Here is a 21,493-nt window from a genome sequence, read left to right on the forward strand (position 1 = left end):
CCCCTTTTTCTTCTGGCTCGAAATATTCCGGGGGTCCGGGGGCAGAGCCCCCGGCCCGCCCTCAACTCATTCCACGACCTCCGCCACCTCCAGAACCGCGTGCAGCAGCACATCCGCCCCGACGGCAGCCCATTCCGGCGTGATCTCCTCCGCCTCGTTGTGGCTGAGACCATCCACGCAGGGGCACATCACCATTGCGGTCGGCGCCACGCGGTTGATCCAGCAGGCGTCATGGCCTGCGCCCGAGATGATGTCGCGATGCGAATAGCCCAGCCGCTCGGCCGCGTTGCGCACCGCGGCCACGCAGCCCTCGTCGAAGGTCACCGGGTCGAAGCCGCCGACCTTTTCGAATTCGACCTCCAGCCCCATGTTGTCGCAGATCTCGCGCGCGCCGGCCTTCAGCCGCTCTTCCATGTCCAGGATCACCGCCGGCTCCGGCGAGCGGAAATCGACCGTGAACACCACCTTGCCGGGGATCACGTTGCGCGAGTTGGGGTAGACGTCGATATGGCCCGCCGCCCCCACCGCATGCGGCGCATGAGACAGCGCGATCTCGTCCACCAGTTCCAGCACCCGCGCCATGCCCAGCCCGGCGTTGCGCCGCAGCGGCATCGGGGTGGAGCCGGTATGCGCGTCGCGGCCGGTGATCGTGACCTGCATCCAGCTCAGCCCCTGGCCGTGGGTGACCACGCCGATATCCTTGCCCTCGGCCTCCAGGATCGGACCCTGCTCGATATGCAGTTCGAAGAAGGCGCGCATCCTGCGCGCGCCGACCTCTTCCTCGCCGCGCCAGCCGATGCGCTGAAGCTCGTCGCCGAAACGCTTTCCCTGGGCATCCTGGCGCGCGTAGGCCCAGTCCTGCGTGTGGACGCCCGCGAAGACGCCCGAGGACAGCATCGCGGGGGCGAAACGCGTTCCCTCCTCGTTGGTCCAGTTGGTGACCACGATCGGGTGGCGGGTCTTGATGCCCAGGTCGTTGAGCGTGCGGATCAGTTCCAGCCCGCCCAGCACGCCCAGAACACCGTCGTATTTCCCGCCCGTGGGCTGGGTGTCGAGGTGGCTGCCGACATAGACCGGCAGCGCTTGCGCGTCGGAGCCCGGCCGGAGGGCAAACATGTTGCCCATCTGGTCGAGCCCCATCTCGCAGCCGGCCGCCTCGCACCATTTGCGGAACAGGGCGCGCCCCTCGCCGTCCTCGTCGGTCAGGGTCTGGCGGTTGTTGCCTCCCGCCACCCCCGGGCCGATCCTGGCCATCTCCATCAGGCTGTCCCACAGACGGGCGCCGTTCACCCGCAGGTTCTCACCGGGTGCGGTCATCGTAGTCTCCCTGTTGTTTCCGGCCGTTTGCGGCAGGTTGTCAGTCCAGGCCTTGCAGCACCTCCCGCAGTGTGCCGATCAGCTGGTCGATATGGTCCTTTTCGATGATCAGGGGCGGCGACATGGCGATGATGTCGCCGGTGGTGCGGATCATGATCCCCTTGTCATAGGCCTTGAGGAAGGCGGAGAAGGCACGCTTGGTGGGCGCCCCCGCGATCGGCTCCAGCTCGATCGCGCCGATCAGACCCATGTTGCGGATGTCGATGACATGGCGCGTGCCCTTGAGCGAATGCAGCGCGTCCTCCCAATAGGGCGCCATCTCGGCGGCGCGCTCGAAAAGCCCCTCCTCGCGGTAGGTTTCCAGCGTCGCCAGGCCGGCGGCCGAGGCGATGGGCGAGCCGGAATAGGTGTAGCCGTGGAACAGCTCGATCAGGTGCTCGGGGCCCTGCATGAAGGCGTCGTGGATCGCCGGGGTGGTCAGCACCGCGCCCATCGGGATGACGCCGTTGGTCAGGCCCTTGGCGGTGGTCATCAGGTCGGGCAGAACGCCGAAATGGTCGGCGGCGAAGGCCGAGCCCAGGCGGCCGAACCCGGTGATCACCTCGTCGAAGATCAGCAGGATGCCGTGCTTGGTGCAGATCTCGCGCAGCCGCTCAAGATAGCCCTTGGGCGGCAGCAGTACGCCGGTGGAGCCCGCCATCGGCTCGACGATCACCGCGGCGATGGTCTCTGCCCCGTGCAGTGCGACGATATCCTCCAGCTCGTCGGCGAGATGCGCGCCGTGCTCGGGCTGGCCGCGGGTGAAGGCGTTCTGCTCGGGCAGGTGGGTGTGCGGCAGGTGGTCTACGCCGTTCAGCAGCGATCCGAAGACCTTGCGGTTGTTGACGATGCCTCCGACAGAGATGCCGCCGAAATTGACGCCGTGATAGCCCCGCTCGCGCCCGATCAGGCGGGTGCGGCTGCCTTCGCCGCGGGCGCGGTGATAGGCGATGGCGATCTTCAGCGCGGTCTCGACGCTTTCCGAGCCGGAATTGGTGAAGAAGACATGCTCCATCCCCGCCGGCGCCATGTCGCGCACCGCATTGGCCAGTTCGAACGCCTTGGGGTGGCCCATCTGGAAGGCCGGCGCATAGTCCAGCTCGCCCGCCTGCTGCCGGATCGCTTCGACGATCTTGGGGCGGTTGTGGCCGGCGTTGCAGCACCACAGGCCAGCGGTGCCGTCCAGCACATCGCGCCCGTCGGAGGTGCGGTAATGCATGCGGTCGGCAGAGACCAGCATGCGCGGGGCCTTCTTGAACTGGCGGTTCGCGGTGAACGGCATCCAGAAGGCGGACAGATCATTCGGGGCGGGCTTGCGGTCAAGCGCCATGGCAGGTCTCCCTTCGTATCCTTTCCCGGTGCCATGGCCGGAAAAGTTGATTTAATTTGACCAATTGGTCAGGATTACGCTAGCAGAGCGTCTAGGCCAGTCAAGGATTACCATCTTTGTCTACGAAGCGCGAGGTGGGAAGCGGGTGCCGGAGCAGCAGCGAAAAGGGAGAAGTGATGCAAATTTGGGCGTCAGCTGAACAGGTTACCGAGACAAGGCCGGAGGCGCCCGCGCCGCGGAACTGTGCAGCGGGGGGCCGGCCATGACCTTGCCGCGCCCGCGTACGCGAATCCAGCGAAAAAACATCACCGCGATCCTGGAGGCGGCGCTGGAGGTGTTCTCGCAATACGGGTTCCGCGGGGCGACTCTGGACCAGATCGCGCAGGCGTCGGGACTGTCGAAGCCGAACCTGCTGTATTACTTCCCTTCCAAGGAGGCGATCCACGCCGCGCTTCTGGCGCAGCTGCTGGACACCTGGCTCGACCCGCTGCGCGCGCTCGACCCGGCGGGCGACCCGCGGCAGGAACTGCTGGCCTATGTCCGGCGCAAGCTGGAGATGAGTCGCGATTTTCCTCGCGAAAGCAGGCTCTTCGCCAACGAGATTCTGCAGGGCGCGCCGCGCATCATGGACGCGATCGAGGGCGAGCTTAAACCGCTGGTCGACGAGAAGGCCGCGGTTATCCGCGGCTGGTCGGCGGCGGGCAAGATCGCGGATGTGCATCCCTATCACCTGATCTTCTCCATCTGGGCGCTGACCCAGCACTACGCCGATTTCGACGTGCAGGTGCGGGCGGTTCTGGGCGAGGAAGGGGCAGACCCCTTCCCCGAGGCCGAGCGGTATCTGGACATGCTGTTCACCAAGTTGCTGGCGGTTTGAGCGGTTTCGTTTGCGGTGAGGGCAGGTCGGGGGCCCTGCCCGTCGCCATTGTCGCCCGGACCAATGGCGCTCCAATGGCGGCCCCGGAGTATTTCCGCCGATAAAATCAGGGCGGCGGATCATTCGGCCGCGCATGTGGCGCCGGGGTTGTTGGGGTGGGTGGTCCAGTTGACGTAACCGCCGACCACCTGGCCGGTGCGGGGGTCGGTCTGGCCCTTTGGCATTTCGACCATGGTGATGCAGTTCTCCACCGGGCAGACATTGACGCAGAGATTGCAGGCCACGCAGTCCTCGTCCTTCACGGTGAAGGTTCGGTCCCCGGACATGGCGATGGCCTGATGCGAGGTGTCCTCGCAGGCGGCATAGCAGCGGCCGCATTTGATGCAGGCGTCCTGGTCGATCCTGGCCTTGGTGACGTAGTTGAGGTTCAGATACTGCCAGTCGGTGACATTGGGCACGGCGCGGCCCACGACCTGATCGACCGATGCGTAGCCCTTTTCGCCCATCCATTGCGACAGGCCCGATTTCATCTCCTCCACCACGCGGAACCCATAGGTCATGGCGGCGGTGCAGACCTGGACGTTGCCGGCGCCCAGCGCAAGGAACTCGGCCGCGTCGCGCCAGGTGGTGACGCCGCCGATGCCGGAGATGGGCAGCTTGGCGGTTTCCGGGTTGCGGGCGATCTCGGCCACCATATTCAGCGCGATGGGCTTGACCGCCGGGCCGCAATAGCCGCCGTGGGTGCCCTTGCCGTCGATGGTGGGCTCGGGCGCCATGGCGTCGAGATCGACCGCGGTGATGGAGTTGATGGTGTTGATCAGCGAGACCGCGTCAGCGCCGCCCTTCAGCGCGGCGGTGGCGGGGCCGAGGATGCTGGTAATGTTCGGCGTCAGCTTGACGATCACCGGCATCCGGGTGCTGGCCTTGCACCAGCGCGTGACCATCTCGACATATTCGGGGACCTGACCCACCGCCGAGCCCATGCCGCGCTCGGCCATCCCGTGCGGGCAGCCGAAATTCAGCTCCACCCCGTCGGCTCCGGTTTCCTCGACCACCGGCAGGATGGCCTTCCAGGCCTCCTCCTCGCAGGGGACCATGAGCGAGACCACCAGAGCGCGGTCGGGGTAGTCGCGTTTCACCGATTTGATCTCGCGCAGGTTCTGCCGCAGCGGGCGGTCGGTGATCAGCTCGATATTGTTCAGGCCTAAGAGGCGCCGGTCGCCCCCCCATATGGCGCCGTAACGCGGGCCGTTGACGTTGACCACCGGCGGGCCTTCGGAGCCGAGCGTCTTCCAGACGACGCCGCCCCAGCCGGCCTCGTAGGCGCGGCGGACATTGTATTCCTTGTCGGTGGGGGGCGCCGAGGCGAGCCAGAAGGGGTTGGGCGATTTGATGCCCGCGAATTCGCTTGCAAGATGTGCCATTCTGTCCTCCCTCAGCCGATCAGGCTGGCGTGAATGTCTTCGGCGGCGTCGCGCCCCTCGGCCACCGCGGTCACGGTCAGGTCGTCGCCGCCCGCGGCGCAGTCGCCCCCGGCCCAGACCCCGGCGAGGCTGGTGCGCCCCGGCCCGGTGACGGCGATCTTGCGGCCGGACAGCGCCAGCCCCTCCGGCGCACCGTCGAGCGTCTGGCCGATGGCCTTGAACAGCTGATCGGCGCGCAGGTGGAAGGTCTCGGCGGTCATCGCCAGACTGCCGCCCTCGTCGCGCGTGTAGGCGAATTCCACCTCGCGCACCGCGCCGTTGCCGATGATGCGAACCGGCGCGGCGCCGGTGATGATGCGCACGCCCTTGGCGGCGGCTTGGTTCCGCTCGGCCTCGGAGGCGCTCATCTGGGCGCGGTCGCGGCGATAGACGATGGTGACGTTCTCGGCGCCCAGCAGTTTCGACTGCACGGCGGCGTCCACCGCGGTCATGCCGCCGCCGATCACCACCACGTCGCGCCCGACGGGAAGTTTCGACAGGTCGGTGGACTGGCGCAGTTCGGCGATGAAATCGACGGCGTCGCGGACGTGGCCCTTGTCCTCGCCCTCGGCGCGCAGGGCATTGACGCCGGCGAGGCCGATGCCGAGGAACACGGCGTCATAGTCCGCGCGCAGCGCGTCGAGCGTCAGATCGCGGCCCAGCGCCCTGCCGTTTTCGATCGTGATGCCGCCGATGCCGATCAGCCACTCCACCTCGCGCCGGGCGAAGCCGTCCGCCGCCTTGTAGGCGGCGATGCCGTATTCGTTCAGCCCGCCGGGTTTTTCGCGGGCATCGAAGAGCACCACGTCATGCCCCCGCGTCGCCAGACGGTGCGCGCAAGCCAGCCCCGCGGGGCCGGCCCCGACGACCGCCACGCGCCGGCCCGTGGACGCGGCGCGCGCATAGGGATGCGACCCGCCGGCCATCAGCGCGTCGGTGGCGAAGCGCTGCAATCGGCCGATCTCAACCGGCTGCCCCTCTGCCGCCTCGCGCACGCAGACCGCCTCGCAGAGCTGCTCGGTCGGGCAGACGCGGGCGCACATGCCGCCCAGGATGTTCCGGTCGAAGATGGTTCGCGCCGCAGCCTCGGGCCGGCCTGCCGCGATCTGGCGGATGAACATCGGGATGTCGATCGCGGTGGGGCAGGCGCGGGTGCAGGGCGCGTCATAGCAGAAATAACAGCGGTCCGCCGCCACCGCCGCCTCATGCGGGTCGAGCGGCGGCACCTTGTCGGAGAAATTCTCGGCATAGGCGCCGGCGGCCAGTCGGCCCGGGACCACGCCGGGGGTGCGATGGGTGTTGGACAAGGACGAACCCTCCCTGTTGGCTTGTCATTGGCTGGGTCCAGTGTGGCACGAGTCTGTTTTTTATCAAAAGGTAAATTTTAAGCCCGCTCCATTTCCCGCCCGTGGTCCGCACGCACGGCGGTTTTCGGCGCCACGCGCCCAAAAAATCGGCAAAGGCCGCGCGGGCTTGTGTCGGAATGCGGCCCGGATTACCTATCTGAAGCTTTCAACGGCTCCACGCCTCGCGTATAAGCGGGCGCAACAAAAGGCGCAGACCTGCCCCGGTGCAGGCACAAGACCGATCGAGGACGGCATGACAAAACACACCCATGACGCGGACGTGGCCTTCATCCAGGCCCTTGCGGAGCTCCTGCGCGAGAACGACCTGACCGAGTTGCAGGTCAAGCGCGAATACGGCGAGGACGACAGCCTGGACGTGCGCGTGTCGCGCGCCGCCCCCGTGGCTGCCCCCGCCCCGGTGGCCGTCGCGGCCCCTGCCCCGGCACCGGCCGCTGCCCCCGCTCCGGCCGCCGCGCCCGCCGCGCAGACCGTCGAGGATCTGGCCCGCCTGCCCGGCGCCGTGACCTCGCCGATGGTCGGCACCGTCTACCTGCAGCCCGAGCCGGGCGCGCAGCCCTTCGTCAGCGTCGGCCAGACCGTGACCGAGGGCCAGACCCTGCTGATCGTCGAGGCGATGAAGACCATGAACCAGATCCCCGCGCCGCACGCGGGCACCGTCAAGCGCATCCTGGTCGAGGACGGCGCGCCGGTGGAGTTCGGCGCTCCTCTGATGATCATCGAATAAGGCCCGGCCAATGTTCGAGAAAATCCTGATCGCCAACCGTGGGGAAATCGCGCTGCGGGTGATCCGTGCCTGCCGCGAGATGGGCATCAAATCGGTGGCGGTCCATTCCACCGCCGATTCGGACGCGATGCATGTGCGCATGGCCGACGAGGCCGTGTGCATCGGCCCGCCCCCCGGCGGGCAGAGCTACCTGTCGATCCCGGCGATCATCTCGGCCTGCGAGATCACCGGCGCCCAGGCGATCCATCCCGGATATGGCTTCCTGTCGGAAAACGCCAATTTCGTGCAGATCGTCGAGGATCACGACATCACCTTCATCGGCCCCACCGCCGAGCATATCCGCATGATGGGCGACAAGATCACCGCCAAGGACACCATGAAGGCGCTGGGCGTGCCCTGCGTGCCGGGCTCGGACGGCGGCGTGCCGGATCTGGAGACCGCCCGCAAGGTCGCGGCCGAGATCGGCTATCCGGTGATCATCAAGGCGACCGCCGGCGGCGGCGGGCGCGGCATGAAGCTGGCCAAGACCGCCGACGACCTGGACTACGCCTTTCAGACCGCGCGCTCGGAAGCCAAGAGCGCCTTCGGCAACGACGAGGTCTATATCGAGAAATACCTCGGCAAGCCGCGCCATATCGAGATCCAGGTCTTCGGCGACGGCAAGGGCAACGCCGTGCATCTGGGCGAACGCGACTGCTCTCTCCAGCGGCGCCACCAGAAGGTCTTCGAAGAGGCCCCCGGCCCCTGCATCGACGAAGAGACCCGCGCCCGCATCGGCCAAGTCTGCGCCGAGGCCGTGGCCAGGATCAACTATATCGGCGCCGGCACGATCGAGTTCCTCTACGAGGATGGCGAGTTCTATTTCATCGAGATGAACACCCGCCTGCAGGTCGAGCACCCGGTCACCGAATCGATCTTCGGCGTCGATCTGGTGCGCGAGCAGATCCGCGTCGCCGAGGGGCTGCCGATGTCCTTCACCCAGGACGAGCTGCAGCTCAACGGCCATGCGATCGAGGTTCGCATCAACGCCGAAAAACTGCCGAATTTCTCGCCCTGCCCGGGCCGGATCACGGCGTTCCACGCGCCCGGCGGCCTGGGCGTGCGGATGGATTCGGCGCTTTACGACGGCTATGTCATCCCGCCCTATTACGACAGCCTGATCGGCAAGCTGATCGTGCACGGGCGCGACCGCAAGGAGGCGCTGGCGCGCCTGGCGCGTGCGCTGGGCGAGCTGATCGTGGACGGCGTCGACACCACCGTGCCGCTGTTCCATGCGCTGCTGCAGGAGCCCGACATCCTGGCGGGGAACTACGACATCCACTGGCTGGAGCACTGGCTGGAAAGCACCTTGTCCGCCTGAGCCCGGCCGCAAGGCGAGGCGCGATTGGAACCGGAACTGACCCCCGACCTGCTGCTCAGGGCCTATGCCGCCGGCGTGTTCCCGATGGCAGAATCCCGCGACGACCCGGAGATCTTCTGGGTCGATCCGCGGCATCGGGGGATCATTCCCTTGGACGGTTTCCACATTTCCAGGTCTCTGCGCCGGGCGATCCTGCGGGGAAATTACACGATTCGAACAGACAGCGATTTCGCGGGCGTTCTGCGCGGCTGCGCCGACCGTGACGAGACCTGGATCAGCGACACGATCTTCGGCCTCTATCTCGCGCTGCACGAGGCGGGCTTCGCCCACAGTCTCGAGGTCTGGGACGGGGCCGATCTGATCGGCGGCGTCTACGGCGTGGCGCTGGGCGGGGCGTTCTTCGGCGAGAGCATGTTCTCGCGCCGTGCCAACGCCTCAAAGATCGCGCTGGCCTATCTGGTGGACCGGCTGCGCGCCGGCGGCTTCACCCTGTTCGACACGCAGTTCCTGACGCCGCATTTGGCCAGACTCGGCGGCATCGAGATTTCCCGCAAACGCTATCGGGAGCTTCTGGGCGGGGCGTTGCAGGTCGCGGCGGATTTCGACCGTGCCGGCCCGCCGCCCGCGCCTCACTCCCTGATGCAGCGCATGACCCACACGTCATAGCGCGGATGATCCAGCGCGTTCAGCGCCGGGCTCGAGGCGATCATCCAGCCGCCGAAAAGCGGCCTGTCCGCGCGCCGGTCGCGAATCGTCAGATAGGCATAGGCGTCCGAGGACGGATTGTCGGCGGGATATCGGCATTCGCCCAGCGTGATCTCGAGATAGCCGTAATCCGCGCTCTCACCGGCGAGGAGATCGAGATCGGTCAGCTCCCCCGACACCCGGTCGAGCCCGCGCAGGACCGCGCCGGGCGCGACGGCGGCCTCGGGCGCCTGCGGGGCGGTCTCTTCGAGCGGCGTGGTCTCGAGCACCGGGCCGGCGCCAGGCGCCTCTTCCAGCGGGGTGATCTCGATCTGCGGCAGGGTGCCCTGCGCCGGATCCAGCGGCTGGATCTCGATCTGCGGCAGGCTGTCCCGCATCGGGTCGAGCGGCAGGATCTCGATCTGCGGCAGGGGCTCCTGCGCGGCCAGCGGCGCGGCGGCGATCAGCCCCAGGCCCAGCGCCAGGCTGCGGATCACTGCCCGTCTCCGTCGGCGGCCCCGCTGCCGGTGCTGGAGGCGACGAATTTCATCAGCAGCGATACCAGGCTGACCGAGCCCTGCGTGTCCTCGATCTCGGCCCCGGGCTCGAGATTGAAGGGCGAGCCGCCGGGCACGATCTCCACGTAGTTGCCGCCCAGCAGCCCCTCGGAGGAGATCAGGATGGAGCTGTCGTCCGGCAGTTCGAGGCCGTCCTGCACAGTCAGCCGCGCGTCGGCGCGGAACGTGGTCGGGTTCAGGTCGAGATCGGTGATCGTGCCCACCTTGACCCCCGCCATCCGCACATCGGTGCCGACCGAGATGCCCTGCACCGAGCGGAAGCTGGCCGTCAGTTCATAATAACCGTCGCGGCCACCGCCAACATCGGTGGCGTTCGAGGCATAGACCAGGAACCCCACCGCCGCGGCCAGCACCAAGCCGCCCACTGCCACTTCTGTTGCGTTCTCGGCCATGATTATTCCGGTTGCCACGCCTCGTAATCGCGCCGCTCGACCGGCGCGGCCTGGCGGATCGAACCCGGCGGCGCATAGGCGAGAGCGGTGCCGGTCAGGTTCTCCTGATGCGGCCGTTCCCATGCCTTGTGCTTGAGCGGCGCCTTGGTGGGCGGTTCGTCATAGGTGTGGTGCAGCCAGCCGTGCCAGTCGGGCGAGACGCGCGAGGCTTCGCATTCGCCGTTGTAGATCACCCAGCGCCGCTTGCCGTCGCGGGTCTGGTAGAAGACATTGCCCTGCTCGTCCTCACCGACCTTGACGCCGTTGCGCCAGGTGAAGAGCTGCGTGCCGATGGTCTGGTCGTTCCACCAGGTGACGGCGCGAAGAACGGTGTTGATGATACCCATGTAACCCTCCGGGAGCGTTCCCTTTCATATGGACCAAGTGGCGCGCGAGGTCTAGGGCCAAGGCCCGCCCCCGGCGAAAGGATGCGTATCCCTGCGCGCGTCGTCGCAACGGGGGCCGAAATGCAGGGCTGCGCCCGCCCGCAGGCGGAGGCCTGCGCGCTCAGATCCAGGCGCGGCGCGCGGGGGCATCTCCCATGAAAAAGGCGGGCCGAAGCCCGCCTTCCATTCCTGTCCCGTGCCAGCCTCCTCAGCCGGCGCTGGCGCCCTCGGACTTGGAGTCGGCGTAGATCATCAGCGGCTTGGCCTCGGGGTGGATGACCGCCTCTTCGTTCACCACGACCTCTTCGACCTCGTCCATGCCGGGCAGTTCGAACATGGTATCCAGCAGGATGTCCTCCATGATCGAGCGCAGGCCGCGCGCGCCGGTCTTGCGCTCGATGGCGCGCTTCGCGATCGCCTTCAGCGCGTCGTCGGTGAAGGTCAGCTTGGTGTCCTCCAGTTCGAACAGGCGCTGGTACTGCTTGACCAGGGCGTTCTTCGGCTCGGTCAGGATGGTGACCAGCGCCTCCTCGTCGAGGTCCTGCAGCGTGGCGATCACCGGCAGGCGGCCGACGAATTCGGGGATCAGGCCGAATTTCAGCAGATCCTCGGGCTCCAGTTCCTTGAAGACCTCGCCGATGCCGCGGGTGTCCCGTTCCTTCACGTCGGCGCCGAAGCCGATGGCAGACCCCTTGCCCCGCTGGGCGATGATTTTTTCCAGACCGGCGAAGGCGCCGCCGCAGATGAACAGGATGTTGGTGGTGTCCACCTGCAGGAATTCCTGCTGCGGATGCTTGCGCCCGCCCTGCGGCGGCACGGAGGCCACGGTGCCCTCCATGATCTTCAGCAGCGCCTGCTGCACGCCCTCGCCCGACACGTCGCGGGTGATCGAGGGATTGTCGGACTTGCGGGTGATCTTGTCGACCTCGTCGATATAGACGATGCCGCGCTGGGCGCGCTCGACATTGTACTCGCTCGCCTGAAGCAGCTTAAGGATGATGTTCTCGACGTCCTCGCCCACATAACCGGCCTCGGTCAGGGTGGTGGCGTCGGCCATGGTGAAGGGCACGTCGAGGATGCGCGCCAGCGTCTGCGCCAACAGCGTCTTGCCGCAGCCGGTGGGGCCGATCAGCAGGATGTTGGATTTCGCCAGTTCGATATCGCCGGACTTGGCCGCGTGGTTGAGCCGCTTGTAATGGTTGTGCACGGCGACCGACAGCACGCGCTTGGCATGGGCCTGGCCGATCACATAATCGTCCAGAACCTCGCAGATCTCCTTGGGCGTGGGAACGCCGTCGGTGGATTTCAGGCCGGTGCCCTTGGTTTCCTCGCGGATGATATCCATGCACAGCTCGACGCATTCATCGCAGATGAACACGGTCGGGCCCGCAATCAGTTTGCGAACCTCATGCTGGCTCTTGCCGCAGAACGAGCAGTAAAGCGTGTTCTTGGATTCGTTGCCGGAGTTGTTCGCCATATCAATCCTCTGAGGCTTCTTGTGGCGGGGACGCGTTGCGCAGCCCGCCCCTGTCTACCCTTCGCACCAGCCTAGGGCAGAGTATTTCCGGGCACAACGCCAAAATCCGGCGATGCGCCCCATGTGTCCTGCGGCTTATTCCCCGTCGCCCTTGGCGCGGCTCTCGACGATCTCGTCGATCAGGCCCCAGGCCTTCGCATCCTCGGGCGACATGAAGTTGTCGCGTTCCAGCGCCGCTTCGACGGCGCCCAGCTCCTGGCCGGTGTGCTTCACATAGATCTCGTTGAGCCGGGTCTTGAGCTTCTGGGTCTCCTGGGCGTGGATCATGATATCCGTCGCCTGGCCCTGGTAGCCGCCCGAGGGCTGGTGCACCATGATGCGCGAGTTGGGCAGCGAGAAGCGCATTCCCGGCGCGCCCGCGGCCAGCAGCAGCGAGCCCATCGAGGCCGCCTGCCCCACCACCAGCGTCGAAACCTTGGGCTTGATGTATTGCATCGTGTCGTAGATCGACAGGCCCGAGGTCACAACGCCGCCAGGGCTGTTGATGTACATGCTGATCTCTTTCGACGGGTTTTCCGCCTCCAGATGCAGCAGCTGCGCCACGATCAGGCTGGCCATGCCGTCATGCACGGGGCCGGTGACGAAGATGATCCGTTCCTTCAGCAGGCGCGAGAAGATGTCATAGGCCCGCTCCCCGCGCGCGGTCTGCTCGACCACCATCGGCACCAGGTTGTTCATGTAGAATTCGTAAGGATCGTTCATCTCTGCCCGCCTGTTGCTGTGCGCCCATGGTAGCGGCGCGAAACCTCACAGAGTCTTAGGGCCGCGTTCGGGGGGCTGCAAGGGGCGCGGCACCAGTTTCCTGCCCCTCAAGGGCGTTCACGCCCGCACACGGGCATTTGTGCCATCGGGTCCTTCCCTGACCCGCGCCGGCTTGGCATAACCGCCGAAGGGGCAATGGAGGAACCAATAATGCTGAAACGCCTGATCGTGGGGCTGGGGCTGTCGCTCGCAACCGCCGCCGGCGCCGCGCCGGACCCGAAAAACTGGGACGCCGTGCTGGACGAGGCCAAGGGCCAGACCGTCTATTGGAACGCCTGGGGCGGGTCCACGGCGACCAACGACTTCATCCGCTGGGCAGGCGATCAGGTGGCATCGCGCTACGACGTGCGCGTCGAGCATGTGAAGCTGTCGGACACCGCCGACGCCGTGGCCCGCGTGCTGGCCGAAAAGACCGCCGGCAAGGACGAGGGCGGCGCGATCGACCTCATCTGGATCAACGGCGCCAATTTCGCAGCGATGAAAGACAACGGATTGCTGTTCGGCCCCTGGGCCGGGGATCTGCCGAACTGGCACTATGTCGATGTCGCGGGCAAGCCCGCCGTGGTCTCGGATTTCACCGTGCCGACCGAGGGGCTGGAAAGCCCCTGGGCCATGGCGCAGGTGGTGTTCTACTACGATACCGCGCGCCTGCCCGAGCCGCCGAAATCCATGCCCGCGCTGCTGGACTGGGCCCGCGCGAATCCGGGCCGGTTCACCTTTCCGCAGCCGCCGGATTTCCTCGGCACGACCTTCATGAAACAGGCGCTTTACGGCATGGTCGCGGACCCCGCCGTGCTGCAACAGCCGGTGGAGGATGTCGATTACGACGCCGTCACCGCGCCGCTCTGGGCCTTTCTCGACGAGCTGACGCCGAACCTGTGGCGGCAGGGCCGGGCCTATCCGCAGACCGGGCCGCGCCAGATCCAGCTGATGGCCGATGGCGAGATCGACCTCGCGATCTCCTTCAGCCCGGGCGAGGCCTCGACCGCCATCGCCAACGGCCAGCTGCCCGACACGGTGCGCAGCTTCGTCCTCGACGGCGGCACCATCGGCAACGCCAGCTTCGTCGCCATCCCCTACAACGCCAACGCCAAGGCGGGGGCGATGGTGCTGGCCGATTTCCTGCTCTCGCCCGAGGCACAGGCGCGGGCCCAGGACCCCAGCGTTCTGGGCTACGGCACGGTGCTGGACCTCGCCAAGCTCGGCGCCGATGACCGTGCTCGTTTCGACGCGCTGGAGCTGGGCATCGCCACGCTCTCGCCTGAGAATCTCGGTCCCGCCCTGCCCGAGCCGCACCCGTCGTGGATGACCCGGATCGAGGCCGACTGGCAGGCGCGCTTCGGCACCGCGCAGTAGGCTGATGCGCCTGCGTTACGCCCCCGCGCTGACGCTGGCGCTGATGCTGGGCCCGGTGCTGGCCGGGCTGGCGGGCACATTGCTGCCGGCCTTCGGCATCTTTCCCGCGCTGGGCGGCACCGCGCCCAGCCTCGCGGCCATGCGCGCGCTGCTGGGCTGGCCGGGCCTTGGCCCTGCCGCGGGCCTGTCGCTGAGCACGGGCCTCGCCGCCACCGTGCTGTCGCTGATCCTGACGGCGCTGATCGTGGGCAGCTGGCACGGCACGCGGGCCTTTCGCTGGCTGGAGGCCGCGCTGTCGCCGCTGCTGTCGGTGCCCCACGCCGCCGCCGCCTTCGGCCTCGCCTTCCTGATCGCGCCCTCGGGCTGGATCGCGCGGGCGCTGTCGCCCTGGGCCACGGGCTGGAGCCGCCCGCCCGACCTGCTGATCGTGCAGGACCCCTGGGGGCTGACCATGACCCTTGGCCTCGTGACCAAGGAGATGCCCTTTCTTCTGCTGATGATGCTGGCGGCGCTGCCCCAGGCCCAGCCGCGCCGCAGCCTGACGGTGGCGCAGGCGCTGGGCTACGGGCGGCTGACCGGCTGGCTGAAGGTCATCTTTCCCCGCGTCTACGCCCAGATCCGGCTGCCGGTATATGCGGTGCTGGCCTATTCGATGTCGGTGGTGGACGTGGCGCTGATCCTCGGGCCGAACACGCCGCCGCCGCTCGCCGTGCAGGTGGTGCGCTGGATGAGCGATCCCGACCTTGCGCAACGGTTCACCGCCGCGGCGGGGGCGACGCTGCAACTGGCGCTGGTGGTCGCCGCGCTGGTCCTGTGGCGTCTCGCGGAGACCGCCGCGGCGCGGCTGGGCCGCGCCTGGGTCGCGGGGGGGCGCCGCCACCATGCCGATGCGCCGGCGCGCCGTATCGCGCTGATCCTCGGGGCGCTGTCGGCAGGGGCCGTTCTGGCCGGCCTCGCGGGGATGGCGTTGTGGTCGGTGGCGGGATTCTGGCGCTTTCCCAACGTCCTGCCCGACACGTTGACCCTCAATCCCTGGATGCGCCACGGCCCGGCGCTGCTGGACCCGACCATCGACACGATCCTGATCGCGGGCGCCGCCACCACGCTGGCGCTGGCCCTGACGCTGGCCTGCCTTCAGGCCGAGCAGCGTTACGGCCTCAGCCCCGGCGCGCGCAGCCTGTGGCTGCTTTATCTGCCGCTGCTCATTCCCCAGGTCGCCTTTCTGCCCGGGTTGCAGACGCTGGCGCTGATGGCGGGGGCCGACATGGGGCGGGGCGCGGTGATCCTGGGGCACCTCGTTTTCGTCCTGCCCTACGTCTTTCTGTCGCTGGGCGACCCGTTCCGAAGCTGGGACAGCCGGCAGGCCACCGTCGCAGCGGCGCTTGGCGCGGGTTCCGCCCGCATCTTCTGGACGCTGCGCCTGCCGATGCTGCTGGCCCCGGTTCTGACCGCCGCGGCTGTCGGCTTCGCCGTCTCGGCCGGGCAATACCTGCCGACGCTGCTGATCGGGGCGGGGCGGGTGCAGACGCTGACCACCGAGGCGGTGGCGCTGGCCTCGGGCGGCGACCGGCGGCTGATCGGGCTTTACGCCATTGCTCAGACCGGCGTGGTGGTGCTGGGGTTCGCGCTGGCCATCGCCGCGCCGCGGCTCATTTGGGCCAACAGACGGGGGATGCGCGCGGGATGAGCGACAGCGGACTGATCCTCGAAAACCTGGCCATCCTGTGGCGTGGCGCACCGCTGGTCTCCGTCGACCTGCGGATCGCGCCCGGCGAGGTGGTCACGGTGATGGGCCCCTCGGGGGTCGGCAAATCCACGCTGCTGGCGGCGATCACCGGGACGCTGGCGCCGGGTTTCGCCCTGCAGGGCGGCATCAGGCTCGACGGGCGCGAGCTGACCGCGCTGCCACCCGAGGCGCGGCATGTGGGCATTCTGTTCCAGGACGATCTGCTGTTCCCGCATCTTTCGGTGGGGGCCAACCTGGCCTTCGGCCTCAGCCCCCGCATCCGGGGCCGCGCCGCGCGCCGGGCGCGGGTTGAGGCGGCGCTGGCCGAGATCGGGCTTGCGGGCTTCGCCGCGCGCGATCCGGCCACGCTGTCGGGCGGGCAGAAGGCGCGGGTGGCGCTGATGCGGATGTTGCTGTCGGAGCCTTGCGCGCTCCTGCTGGACGAGCCGTTCTCGCGGCTCGATGCCGCCCTGCGCGACCAGATCCGGGAGCTGGTGTTCACCCGTGCCCGGGCGCTGCGCCTGCCGACGCTTCTGGTCACCCATGACGCCGCCGATGCCGAGGCCGCCGGGGGCCGCGTGATCGAGCTGGCCACGCCGGGCTAAAGCCCTAAAGCACCCTGCGGTCGAAGGAAATCGCCTTGAGGACGGCAAAGACACGCTGCCCCGGCGCCAGCCCCAACTGCGCCACCGCCGCGCGGGTGACGCGGGCGCGCAGGGGCTGGGCGCCGACGCCGAGGAATATCTCGGCGAAGGCGGTCTCGGGCTCCTCGATCACCTCGCGCAGTTCCGCCTCCAGCACGTTCTGCGCACTCAGCCCCTCGGGGCGCCTTGTGGCCAGCAGCACGTCGCGCGCCCGCACGCGGAGCTGCACCTTCGCGCCGGGCTCGACCGGGGCGGCGGGCATGACCAGCGTCTGCCCGCCGAGATCCAGCCGCATCAGCTGCCAGCGCGCATCCAGCGCCGCGACGCGCGCCTCCAGGATCACGCCCGCCTCGAACCGGCTGCCGCCCGCGTCGATGTCGAGCCGGGCGAAGACGTCGGCCACCGGCCCCGCGGCCACCACGCACCCATCCTTGAGCGCGATCATGTCGTGGGCGATGCGGGCGACCTCGTCGATGGCGTGGGTGACATAGAGCACCGGCATCCCGAAGGCTTCGGGCAGGCGGGCGATATAGGGCAGGATCGCGGCCTTGCGCCTGAGGTCGAGCGCGGCCAGCGGCTCATCCATCAGCATCAGGCGCGGGCGGCTGAGCAGGGCGCGGCCGATCGCCACCCGCTGCCGCTCGCCCCCCGAAAGCTGCGCCGGACGGCGGCCCAGCAGCGGGCCGAGGTCCAGTGCCGAGATCACCGCGTCCGCGGCGATCTCGGGCGCCACGCCGCGCGCGCGCCGTTCCGCGTAGCGCAGGTTGCCCGCCACGCTGAGATGGCCGAATAGCCGCGCGTCCTGGAACACCATGCCCACGCCGCGCCGCTGCGGCGGCACGAAGAGGCGCCGGGCGCTGTCCTGCCAGACGGTTCCATCAAACCCGACGCGCCCCGCCGCGCCCCGCTCCAGCCCCGCGATGACGCGCATAAGCGTGCTCTTGCCCGCGCCCGATGGCCCGAAGAGCGCGGTAATCCCGGGCAGGTCGCCCGCGTGGCGCGCCTCCAGCCGGAAGCCCGGATGCGAAAGCGCCAGATCGAAGGACAGCTCCGCCATCGCCTAGCCCACATGCACCGGAAAGCGGCGGTTCACGCTGTAGACCACCAGCAGGATGAGGAAGGAAAAGACCAGCATCCCGGCCGAGAGCAGATGCGCCTCGGCATAGTTGATGGTCTCGACATGTTCGTAGATCGCGATGGAGATCACCTTGGTCTGGCCGGGGATGTTGCCGCCCACCATCAGCACCACGCCGAATTCTCCGATCGTATGCGCGAAGCTGAGCACGATCGCGGTCAGATAGGCCCGCGCCGATTGCGGCACCACCACCGAGAAGAACGCGTCCCACGGCCCGGCGCGCAGGGTGGCCGCGGCCTCCAGCGGCGCGCGGCCCAACGCCTCGAAGCCTGCCTGAAGGGGCTGCACCATGAAGGGCAGCGAATAGAGGCAGGAGGCCACCACCAGCCCGGTGAAGGTGAAGGTCAGGCTCTGCCCCGTCACGTCGCGCCAGGCCGCGCCGAGCGGCGCGTTGGGGCTGAGAAAGACCAGCAGGTAGAAGCCCAGAACCGTCGGCGGCAGGACCAGCGGCAGCGCGGTCACCGCCTCGACCACGGGTTTCCACCGCCCCCGCCCCCGCGCCAGCGCCCAGGCCAGCGGCGTGCCGATGAGCAGCAGCGCCAGCGTGGTCACCGCCGCCAGCTTCAGGGTCAACCACAGGGGGGCGAGGTCAGGCAGGCTCACGCGTCACTCCACCCCGTAGCCGAAGCGCGCGATCACCGCGCGGGCCTCGTCCGATTTCAGGAAATCGAGAAAGGCGCGGGCCGCCGCATTGTCGCCGTTCAGCAGGGCCGCGTCCTGGCGGATCGGCTCATAGGCCGATCGCGGCACGTCCCAGCGGCTGCCCGAGGCCGCGTTGCGCGGGCTCAGCGCGGCCGACAGCGCCACCAGCCCCATCTCGGCATTGCCGGTGGCCACCATCGAAAAGGTCTGGCCGATGTTCTGCCCCATCACCAGCTTGCCCCGCACCTGATCGGCAATGCCCAGCGCCGCCAGCGCCTGTTCGGCGGCCGCGCCATAGGGCGCGAGATCGGGGTTGGCGATGGCGATGAAATGCGTCTCCGGGTCGGTCATCGCGGCGATGCCGTCGCCCCGGATGCGCGCCGGGTCGGGCGACCACAGGGTCAGGCGCCCCACCGCGTAGGTGAAGCGCGCGCCGGGCACGGCGTCACCCTCCTCCTCCAGACGGGCCGGGCGGGCCTGGTCGGCGGCCAGCAGCAGGTCGAAGGGCGCGGCGGATTTGATCTGGGCGTAGAGCTTGCCGGTTGAGCCGGTCGTCACCACCAGATCCGCCTCCGGGTGGGCGTCCTCGAAGAGCGGCTCGATCTCGGCCATCGCCTCGGCGAAATTGGCGGCGACGGCGGCCAGCACGCGCTCTTTCGCGGCGGCGGGCAGCCCGCCCAGCGCCAGCGCCACGGCGGCCACGCCGAGCGCTCGCAGGATCGGGCGGATCGAGGACGGAAGGGATTCGGTCACGGAGGACTCCATCGTTATGCATGGACAAACATAACGACGACGCCTCCCGCCGCAACCGTTATGCGTCATCGGACAGATCGCCCAGCATCGTCGCCATGTCCGCGCGGCTGCCCTCGGTGGCGGCCAGCGCCTCCTCCTGCATCCGGCGATAGAGGGCGAGCACCGCTTCGCCGGTGTCCGACAGCCGCGCGCCGCCGCCCTCGGCGCCGCCGCGGCTGGTCTCGACCACCGGGGCGGCGAAGGCGGCGTTCATCGCCTCGACCAGCGACCAGGCGCGGCGGTAGCTCATGCCCAGCGCCCGCCCCGCCGCCGAGATCGAGCCGGTGCGCGCGATCCCGTCCAGGATGTCGGCCTTGCCCGGGCCCATGGCGAAATCGGCGCTGAGCTTGACCCGCAGCCGCAACACGGGTTCATCCCTCATCGACATAGCCCTCGACCTGCTCGGAGCGGACACGGCGCAGGATCTCGACCAGCATGGCGGTATAGAGCCCCATGTTCAGCAGCCCGTTCGAGGCCGCCAGCCCGCCCAGGATGCGCCACTCCAGCGGCAGCAGAACATCCCCGAAGCCCAGCGTGGTGAAGGCCACGATCGAGAAATAGGCCGCCGGCTCCAGCGCGTCGAACACGCCGAGATAGATGAAGGCCAGCGCCCAGACCCAGACCGAGATCGTCAGGATGGCCAGCACCATCAGCACCGTCACCAGCAGCGTCAGCGCCAGTTTCAGCGCATGCGGCGGGCGGATCAGCCAGAAGCCGGTCAGCGTGACCAGCGCCTCGGCCGCCCAGAAGCCTCCAGCGGCGATGACAACCGTCACCAGTATCAGTTCCGTGCCGATCAGCAGCTGGTAGAACATGCCTCAAACCCTTGCGGCCTAGCCGTTTCGCGCCATTTGACCCAAATGCGCCCGGCGCCGCAAGCGGGCAGTCCTAGCCGCCCAGCCGCTGCGCGAGGTAGGCCACGGCCTTGTCCGGGGTCTCTATCCGCGGATAATCCTCCTCGGCGATGGAGACGCCCAGGCGCTTGTGCAGCGCCGTCACCAGATTGAGGATGTCCATCGAATCGAGTTCGAGGTCATCCTGCAGATGCTCGTCGCCCTCCAGCGTGTCGGGGTCGATATCGGGCGCGATACTGACCAGTTCCTCGAGAAAGGCTTTGCGGATGTCGTCAGGGGTCATAGGGCCTCCGGATCTTGCAGAAGGGTTTCGATATCGGTCAGGAATTTCGCGCCGAGGCGGCCGTCGCTGGCGCGGTGGTCGCCGGCCAGCGACAGGGTGATCATCGTGCGCGGCACCACCTGACCCGCGACCACCGCCGGCTCCTCCGCCGGCGCGCCGAAGCCCACCAGCGCCACCTGCGGCGGGTAGATGATGCCGGCCAGCGCGCCCACCCCGTTCTCGCCGAGGCTTGAGACCGTGATCGTGCCGTCGGTCAGTTCCGAGCTGCGCAGCCGCCCCGCGCGCACCCGCGCGATCACGTCGCGCATGGCGGCCATGGTCTCGTCCAGGCTCAGCCGGTCGGCATCGCGGATCGCGGGCGCGATCAGCCCGCCGCCGCGCATCGCCACGGCAAAACCCGCATGGACCGCCTTGGAGGGGGTGAAGCCATCGGCGTAATGCCCGTTCACCGCCTTGGATCTGGCCGCAGCCACCGCCGTCGCCTTCAGCAGCAGCGCGCCCATCAGCAGCCGCTCTTCGGGGCCGCGCTGCGCGTTCGCGGCCGCCAGCCAGTCGGTCGCCGCCTGAAGGTCCACCTTGTGGAACAGGTAGTAATGCGGGATCTCGCGCTTGGATTTCGACATCGCCGCGGCGATCGCCTTGCGCATCTCTGCCAGCATCTGCCCCCGGTCGGCGGCGGGCGGCGCGGGGCGGGGGCGGCCGCGGTCCAGATCGGCCAGCCGCACCGCCCCCCCCGGTCCGGAGCCGGCGACGGCGGACAGGTCGATCCCGCGCAGCCGCGCCTCGTGCCGCGCGGCGGGCGACGCGGGGATCACGCCCCCGAACGCGGCGGATGCGGCAGGCGCAGGCTCCGGCGCGGGCTTCGCCACCTCCACGGGGGCGGCGGGTGCAACGGCCTCCGGCGCCTCGGCGGGCGGCGCGGCCGCCTCGGGTTCCGCGGCCGCCTCAGGGGCGGGCGCCGCCGTCTCCCCCGCGCCGCGGATCAGCGCCAGCGGCGCGCCCACGGGCAGTTTCTGCCCCACCGCCGCGTCCAGCCGGGCGACCTCGCCCTCGTCGAATATCTCGATCTCGATTGCGCCCTTCTGGGTTTCGACCACCGCAACCACGTCGCCGCGCTTCACCTGGTCGCCCGGGGCCACCAGCCATTCGACCAGCGTGCCCGCCTCCATGTCCGCGCCCAGCGAGGGCATCGTGAAAACGCCCATC

At 68.6% G+C, this 21,493-nt stretch carries 23 protein-coding genes; 7 read left to right on the forward strand and 16 right to left on the reverse strand.

Annotated elements, in window-relative coordinates; all coding sequences use genetic code 11:
• Window positions 1-66: 66 nt before the first annotated feature.
• On the reverse strand, window positions 67-1,317 hold the full coding sequence (locus KCI33_RS06200) for a Zn-dependent hydrolase (protein ID WP_212523902.1): 1,251 nt from the start codon (window positions 1,315-1,317) through the stop codon (window positions 67-69).
• 40 nt (window positions 1,318-1,357) lie between these two features.
• Window positions 1,358-2,686, reverse strand: coding sequence for an aspartate aminotransferase family protein (locus KCI33_RS06205; protein ID WP_212523903.1), 1,329 nt, complete (start codon window positions 2,684-2,686; stop codon window positions 1,358-1,360).
• Window positions 2,687-2,948: 262 nt separating this feature from the next.
• Between KCI33_RS06205 and KCI33_RS06210 the strand changes: the two genes are divergently transcribed.
• The gene (locus KCI33_RS06210; protein WP_212523904.1) at window positions 2,949-3,563 is read left to right on the forward strand and encodes a TetR family transcriptional regulator C-terminal domain-containing protein; all 615 of its coding nucleotides are present in this window, start codon (window positions 2,949-2,951) and stop codon (window positions 3,561-3,563) included.
• 119 nt (window positions 3,564-3,682) lie between these two features.
• Here KCI33_RS06210 and preA read toward each other — a convergent pair whose 3' ends face one another.
• Together preA and KCI33_RS06220 are read right to left on the reverse strand one after the other, a co-directional pair.
• Entirely contained in the window at window positions 3,683-4,987 is a 1,305-nt protein-coding gene (gene preA / locus KCI33_RS06215) for an NAD-dependent dihydropyrimidine dehydrogenase subunit PreA (RefSeq protein WP_212523905.1), read from the reverse strand.
• A gap of 11 nt (window positions 4,988-4,998) precedes the next feature.
• Complete coding sequence (locus KCI33_RS06220; RefSeq protein ID WP_212523906.1) at window positions 4,999-6,333, reverse strand: NAD(P)-dependent oxidoreductase; 1,335 nt, start codon at window positions 6,331-6,333, stop codon at window positions 4,999-5,001.
• A 292-nt stretch (window positions 6,334-6,625) separates the two neighbouring features.
• On the opposite strand from KCI33_RS06220, the gene accB reads away from it, so the two are divergent.
• Genes accB through aat form a run of 3 tightly spaced genes read left to right on the forward strand, consistent with a single transcriptional unit; the run spans window position 6,626 to window position 9,143 of the window.
• Entirely contained in the window at window positions 6,626-7,117 is a 492-nt protein-coding gene (gene accB / locus KCI33_RS06225) for an acetyl-CoA carboxylase biotin carboxyl carrier protein (RefSeq protein WP_212523907.1), read from the forward strand.
• 10 nt (window positions 7,118-7,127) lie between these two features.
• Complete coding sequence (gene accC, locus KCI33_RS06230; RefSeq protein WP_212523908.1) at window positions 7,128-8,477, forward strand: acetyl-CoA carboxylase biotin carboxylase subunit; 1,350 nt, start codon at window positions 7,128-7,130, stop codon at window positions 8,475-8,477.
• Window positions 8,478-8,501: 24 nt separating this feature from the next.
• Window positions 8,502-9,143 carry a leucyl/phenylalanyl-tRNA--protein transferase gene (aat, locus tag KCI33_RS06235; RefSeq protein WP_212523909.1) on the forward strand — a complete coding sequence of 214 codons (642 nt, stop codon included), beginning with the start codon at window positions 8,502-8,504 and terminating at the stop codon, window positions 9,141-9,143.
• On the opposite strand, the gene KCI33_RS06240 is transcribed toward aat, so the two are convergent.
• The 5 genes from KCI33_RS06240 to KCI33_RS06260 form a co-directional block, all read right to left on the reverse strand.
• Window positions 9,107-9,658 carry a DUF2155 domain-containing protein gene (locus KCI33_RS06240; protein ID WP_349252184.1) on the reverse strand — a complete coding sequence of 184 codons (552 nt, stop codon included), beginning with the start codon at window positions 9,656-9,658 and terminating at the stop codon, window positions 9,107-9,109. The two genes, aat and KCI33_RS06240, sit on opposite strands and share 37 nt — an antisense overlap.
• The gene (mlaD, locus tag KCI33_RS06245) at window positions 9,655-10,131 is read right to left on the reverse strand and encodes an outer membrane lipid asymmetry maintenance protein MlaD (protein WP_212523910.1); all 477 of its coding nucleotides are present in this window, start codon (window positions 10,129-10,131) and stop codon (window positions 9,655-9,657) included. Before mlaD ends, KCI33_RS06240 begins: the two co-directional genes overlap by 4 nt.
• Before the next feature lie 2 nt (window positions 10,132-10,133).
• Window positions 10,134-10,517, reverse strand: coding sequence for an NADH:ubiquinone oxidoreductase subunit NDUFA12 (locus KCI33_RS06250; RefSeq protein ID WP_212523911.1), 384 nt, complete (start codon window positions 10,515-10,517; stop codon window positions 10,134-10,136).
• 247 nt (window positions 10,518-10,764) lie between these two features.
• Complete coding sequence (gene clpX / locus KCI33_RS06255) at window positions 10,765-12,033, reverse strand: ATP-dependent Clp protease ATP-binding subunit ClpX (protein ID WP_212523912.1); 1,269 nt, start codon at window positions 12,031-12,033, stop codon at window positions 10,765-10,767.
• 135 nt (window positions 12,034-12,168) lie between these two features.
• The gene (locus tag KCI33_RS06260; protein WP_212523913.1) at window positions 12,169-12,795 is read right to left on the reverse strand and encodes an ATP-dependent Clp protease proteolytic subunit; all 627 of its coding nucleotides are present in this window, start codon (window positions 12,793-12,795) and stop codon (window positions 12,169-12,171) included.
• Between the two features lie 213 nt (window positions 12,796-13,008).
• On the opposite strand from KCI33_RS06260, the gene KCI33_RS06265 reads away from it, so the two are divergent.
• From KCI33_RS06265 to KCI33_RS06275, 3 genes are read left to right on the forward strand one after another with little or no spacing between them, the layout of a single operon-like run.
• Entirely contained in the window at window positions 13,009-14,211 is a 1,203-nt protein-coding gene (locus tag KCI33_RS06265; protein WP_249138953.1) for an ABC transporter substrate-binding protein, read from the forward strand.
• A gap of 4 nt (window positions 14,212-14,215) precedes the next feature.
• The gene (locus tag KCI33_RS06270; protein WP_212523915.1) at window positions 14,216-15,898 is read left to right on the forward strand and encodes an ABC transporter permease subunit; all 1,683 of its coding nucleotides are present in this window, start codon (window positions 14,216-14,218) and stop codon (window positions 15,896-15,898) included.
• Window positions 15,895-16,542, forward strand: a complete 648-nt coding sequence (locus KCI33_RS06275; RefSeq protein ID WP_212523916.1) for an ATP-binding cassette domain-containing protein — start codon at window positions 15,895-15,897, stop codon at window positions 16,540-16,542. Before KCI33_RS06270 ends, KCI33_RS06275 begins: the two co-directional genes overlap by 4 nt.
• Before the next feature lie 4 nt (window positions 16,543-16,546).
• Here the strand turns inward: KCI33_RS06275 and modC are convergent, their stop codons facing one another.
• The 7 genes from modC to KCI33_RS06310 form a co-directional block, all read right to left on the reverse strand.
• On the reverse strand, window positions 16,547-17,638 hold the full coding sequence (modC, locus tag KCI33_RS06280) for a molybdenum ABC transporter ATP-binding protein (protein WP_212523917.1): 1,092 nt from the start codon (window positions 17,636-17,638) through the stop codon (window positions 16,547-16,549).
• 3 nt (window positions 17,639-17,641) lie between these two features.
• Window positions 17,642-18,319 (reverse strand): molybdate ABC transporter permease subunit, encoded by a 678-nt coding sequence (modB, locus tag KCI33_RS06285; protein WP_212523918.1) that lies wholly within the window; start codon window positions 18,317-18,319, stop codon window positions 17,642-17,644.
• Between the two features lie 3 nt (window positions 18,320-18,322).
• Window positions 18,323-19,111 carry a molybdate ABC transporter substrate-binding protein gene (gene modA / locus KCI33_RS06290; protein ID WP_349252185.1) on the reverse strand — a complete coding sequence of 263 codons (789 nt, stop codon included), beginning with the start codon at window positions 19,109-19,111 and terminating at the stop codon, window positions 18,323-18,325.
• A 58-nt stretch (window positions 19,112-19,169) separates the two neighbouring features.
• A complete protein-coding gene (locus tag KCI33_RS06295; RefSeq protein WP_349252186.1) occupies window positions 19,170-19,532 on the reverse strand; it encodes a LysR family transcriptional regulator in 363 nt (120 codons plus the stop codon).
• The gene (locus KCI33_RS06300) at window positions 19,522-19,965 is read right to left on the reverse strand and encodes an ion channel (RefSeq protein WP_212523921.1); all 444 of its coding nucleotides are present in this window, start codon (window positions 19,963-19,965) and stop codon (window positions 19,522-19,524) included. The genes KCI33_RS06295 and KCI33_RS06300 overlap by 11 nt, the downstream gene beginning before the upstream one ends.
• Window positions 19,966-20,038: 73 nt before the next feature.
• Window positions 20,039-20,287 (reverse strand): acyl carrier protein, encoded by a 249-nt coding sequence (locus KCI33_RS06305; protein ID WP_212523922.1) that lies wholly within the window; start codon window positions 20,285-20,287, stop codon window positions 20,039-20,041.
• On the reverse strand, window positions 20,284-21,492 hold the full coding sequence (locus tag KCI33_RS06310; protein ID WP_212523923.1) for a dihydrolipoamide acetyltransferase family protein: 1,209 nt from the start codon (window positions 21,490-21,492) through the stop codon (window positions 20,284-20,286). Before KCI33_RS06310 ends, KCI33_RS06305 begins: the two co-directional genes overlap by 4 nt.
• Window position 21,493 lies beyond the last annotated feature (1 nt).

The organism is Actibacterium sp. MT2.3-13A, assembly GCF_018139985.1.
Lineage (GTDB): Bacteria > Pseudomonadota > Alphaproteobacteria > Rhodobacterales > Rhodobacteraceae > JAGSOU01.

Bases quoted from the DNA above. Each gene is read 5' to 3' on its own strand.
- KCI33_RS06200 (WP_212523902.1), bottom strand. From the start codon at position 1,317: ATGACCGCACCCGGTGAGAACCTGCGGGTGAACGGCGCCCGTCTGTGG.
- KCI33_RS06205 (WP_212523903.1), bottom strand. From the start codon at position 2,686: ATGGCGCTTGACCGCAAGCCCGCCCCGAATGATCTGTCCGCCTTCTGG.
- KCI33_RS06210 (WP_212523904.1), top strand. From the start codon at position 2,949: ATGACCTTGCCGCGCCCGCGTACGCGAATCCAGCGAAAAAACATCACC.
- preA (WP_212523905.1), bottom strand. From the start codon at position 4,987: ATGGCACATCTTGCAAGCGAATTCGCGGGCATCAAATCGCCCAACCCC.
- accB (WP_212523907.1), top strand. From the start codon at position 6,626: ATGACAAAACACACCCATGACGCGGACGTGGCCTTCATCCAGGCCCTT.
- accC (WP_212523908.1), top strand. From the start codon at position 7,128: ATGTTCGAGAAAATCCTGATCGCCAACCGTGGGGAAATCGCGCTGCGG.
- mlaD (WP_212523910.1), bottom strand. From the start codon at position 10,131: ATGGCCGAGAACGCAACAGAAGTGGCAGTGGGCGGCTTGGTGCTGGCC.
- KCI33_RS06250 (WP_212523911.1), bottom strand. From the start codon at position 10,517: ATGGGTATCATCAACACCGTTCTTCGCGCCGTCACCTGGTGGAACGAC.
- clpX (WP_212523912.1), bottom strand. From the start codon at position 12,033: ATGGCGAACAACTCCGGCAACGAATCCAAGAACACGCTTTACTGCTCG.
- KCI33_RS06260 (WP_212523913.1), bottom strand. From the start codon at position 12,795: ATGAACGATCCTTACGAATTCTACATGAACAACCTGGTGCCGATGGTG.
- KCI33_RS06270 (WP_212523915.1), top strand. From the start codon at position 14,216: ATGCGCCTGCGTTACGCCCCCGCGCTGACGCTGGCGCTGATGCTGGGC.
- KCI33_RS06275 (WP_212523916.1), top strand. From the start codon at position 15,895: ATGAGCGACAGCGGACTGATCCTCGAAAACCTGGCCATCCTGTGGCGT.
- modC (WP_212523917.1), bottom strand. From the start codon at position 17,638: ATGGCGGAGCTGTCCTTCGATCTGGCGCTTTCGCATCCGGGCTTCCGG.
- KCI33_RS06295 (WP_349252186.1), bottom strand. From the start codon at position 19,532: ATGAGGGATGAACCCGTGTTGCGGCTGCGGGTCAAGCTCAGCGCCGAT.
- KCI33_RS06300 (WP_212523921.1), bottom strand. From the start codon at position 19,965: ATGTTCTACCAGCTGCTGATCGGCACGGAACTGATACTGGTGACGGTT.
- KCI33_RS06305 (WP_212523922.1), bottom strand. From the start codon at position 20,287: ATGACCCCTGACGACATCCGCAAAGCCTTTCTCGAGGAACTGGTCAGT.
- KCI33_RS06310 (WP_212523923.1), bottom strand. From the start codon at position 21,492: ATGGGCGTTTTCACGATGCCCTCGCTGGGCGCGGACATGGAGGCGGGC.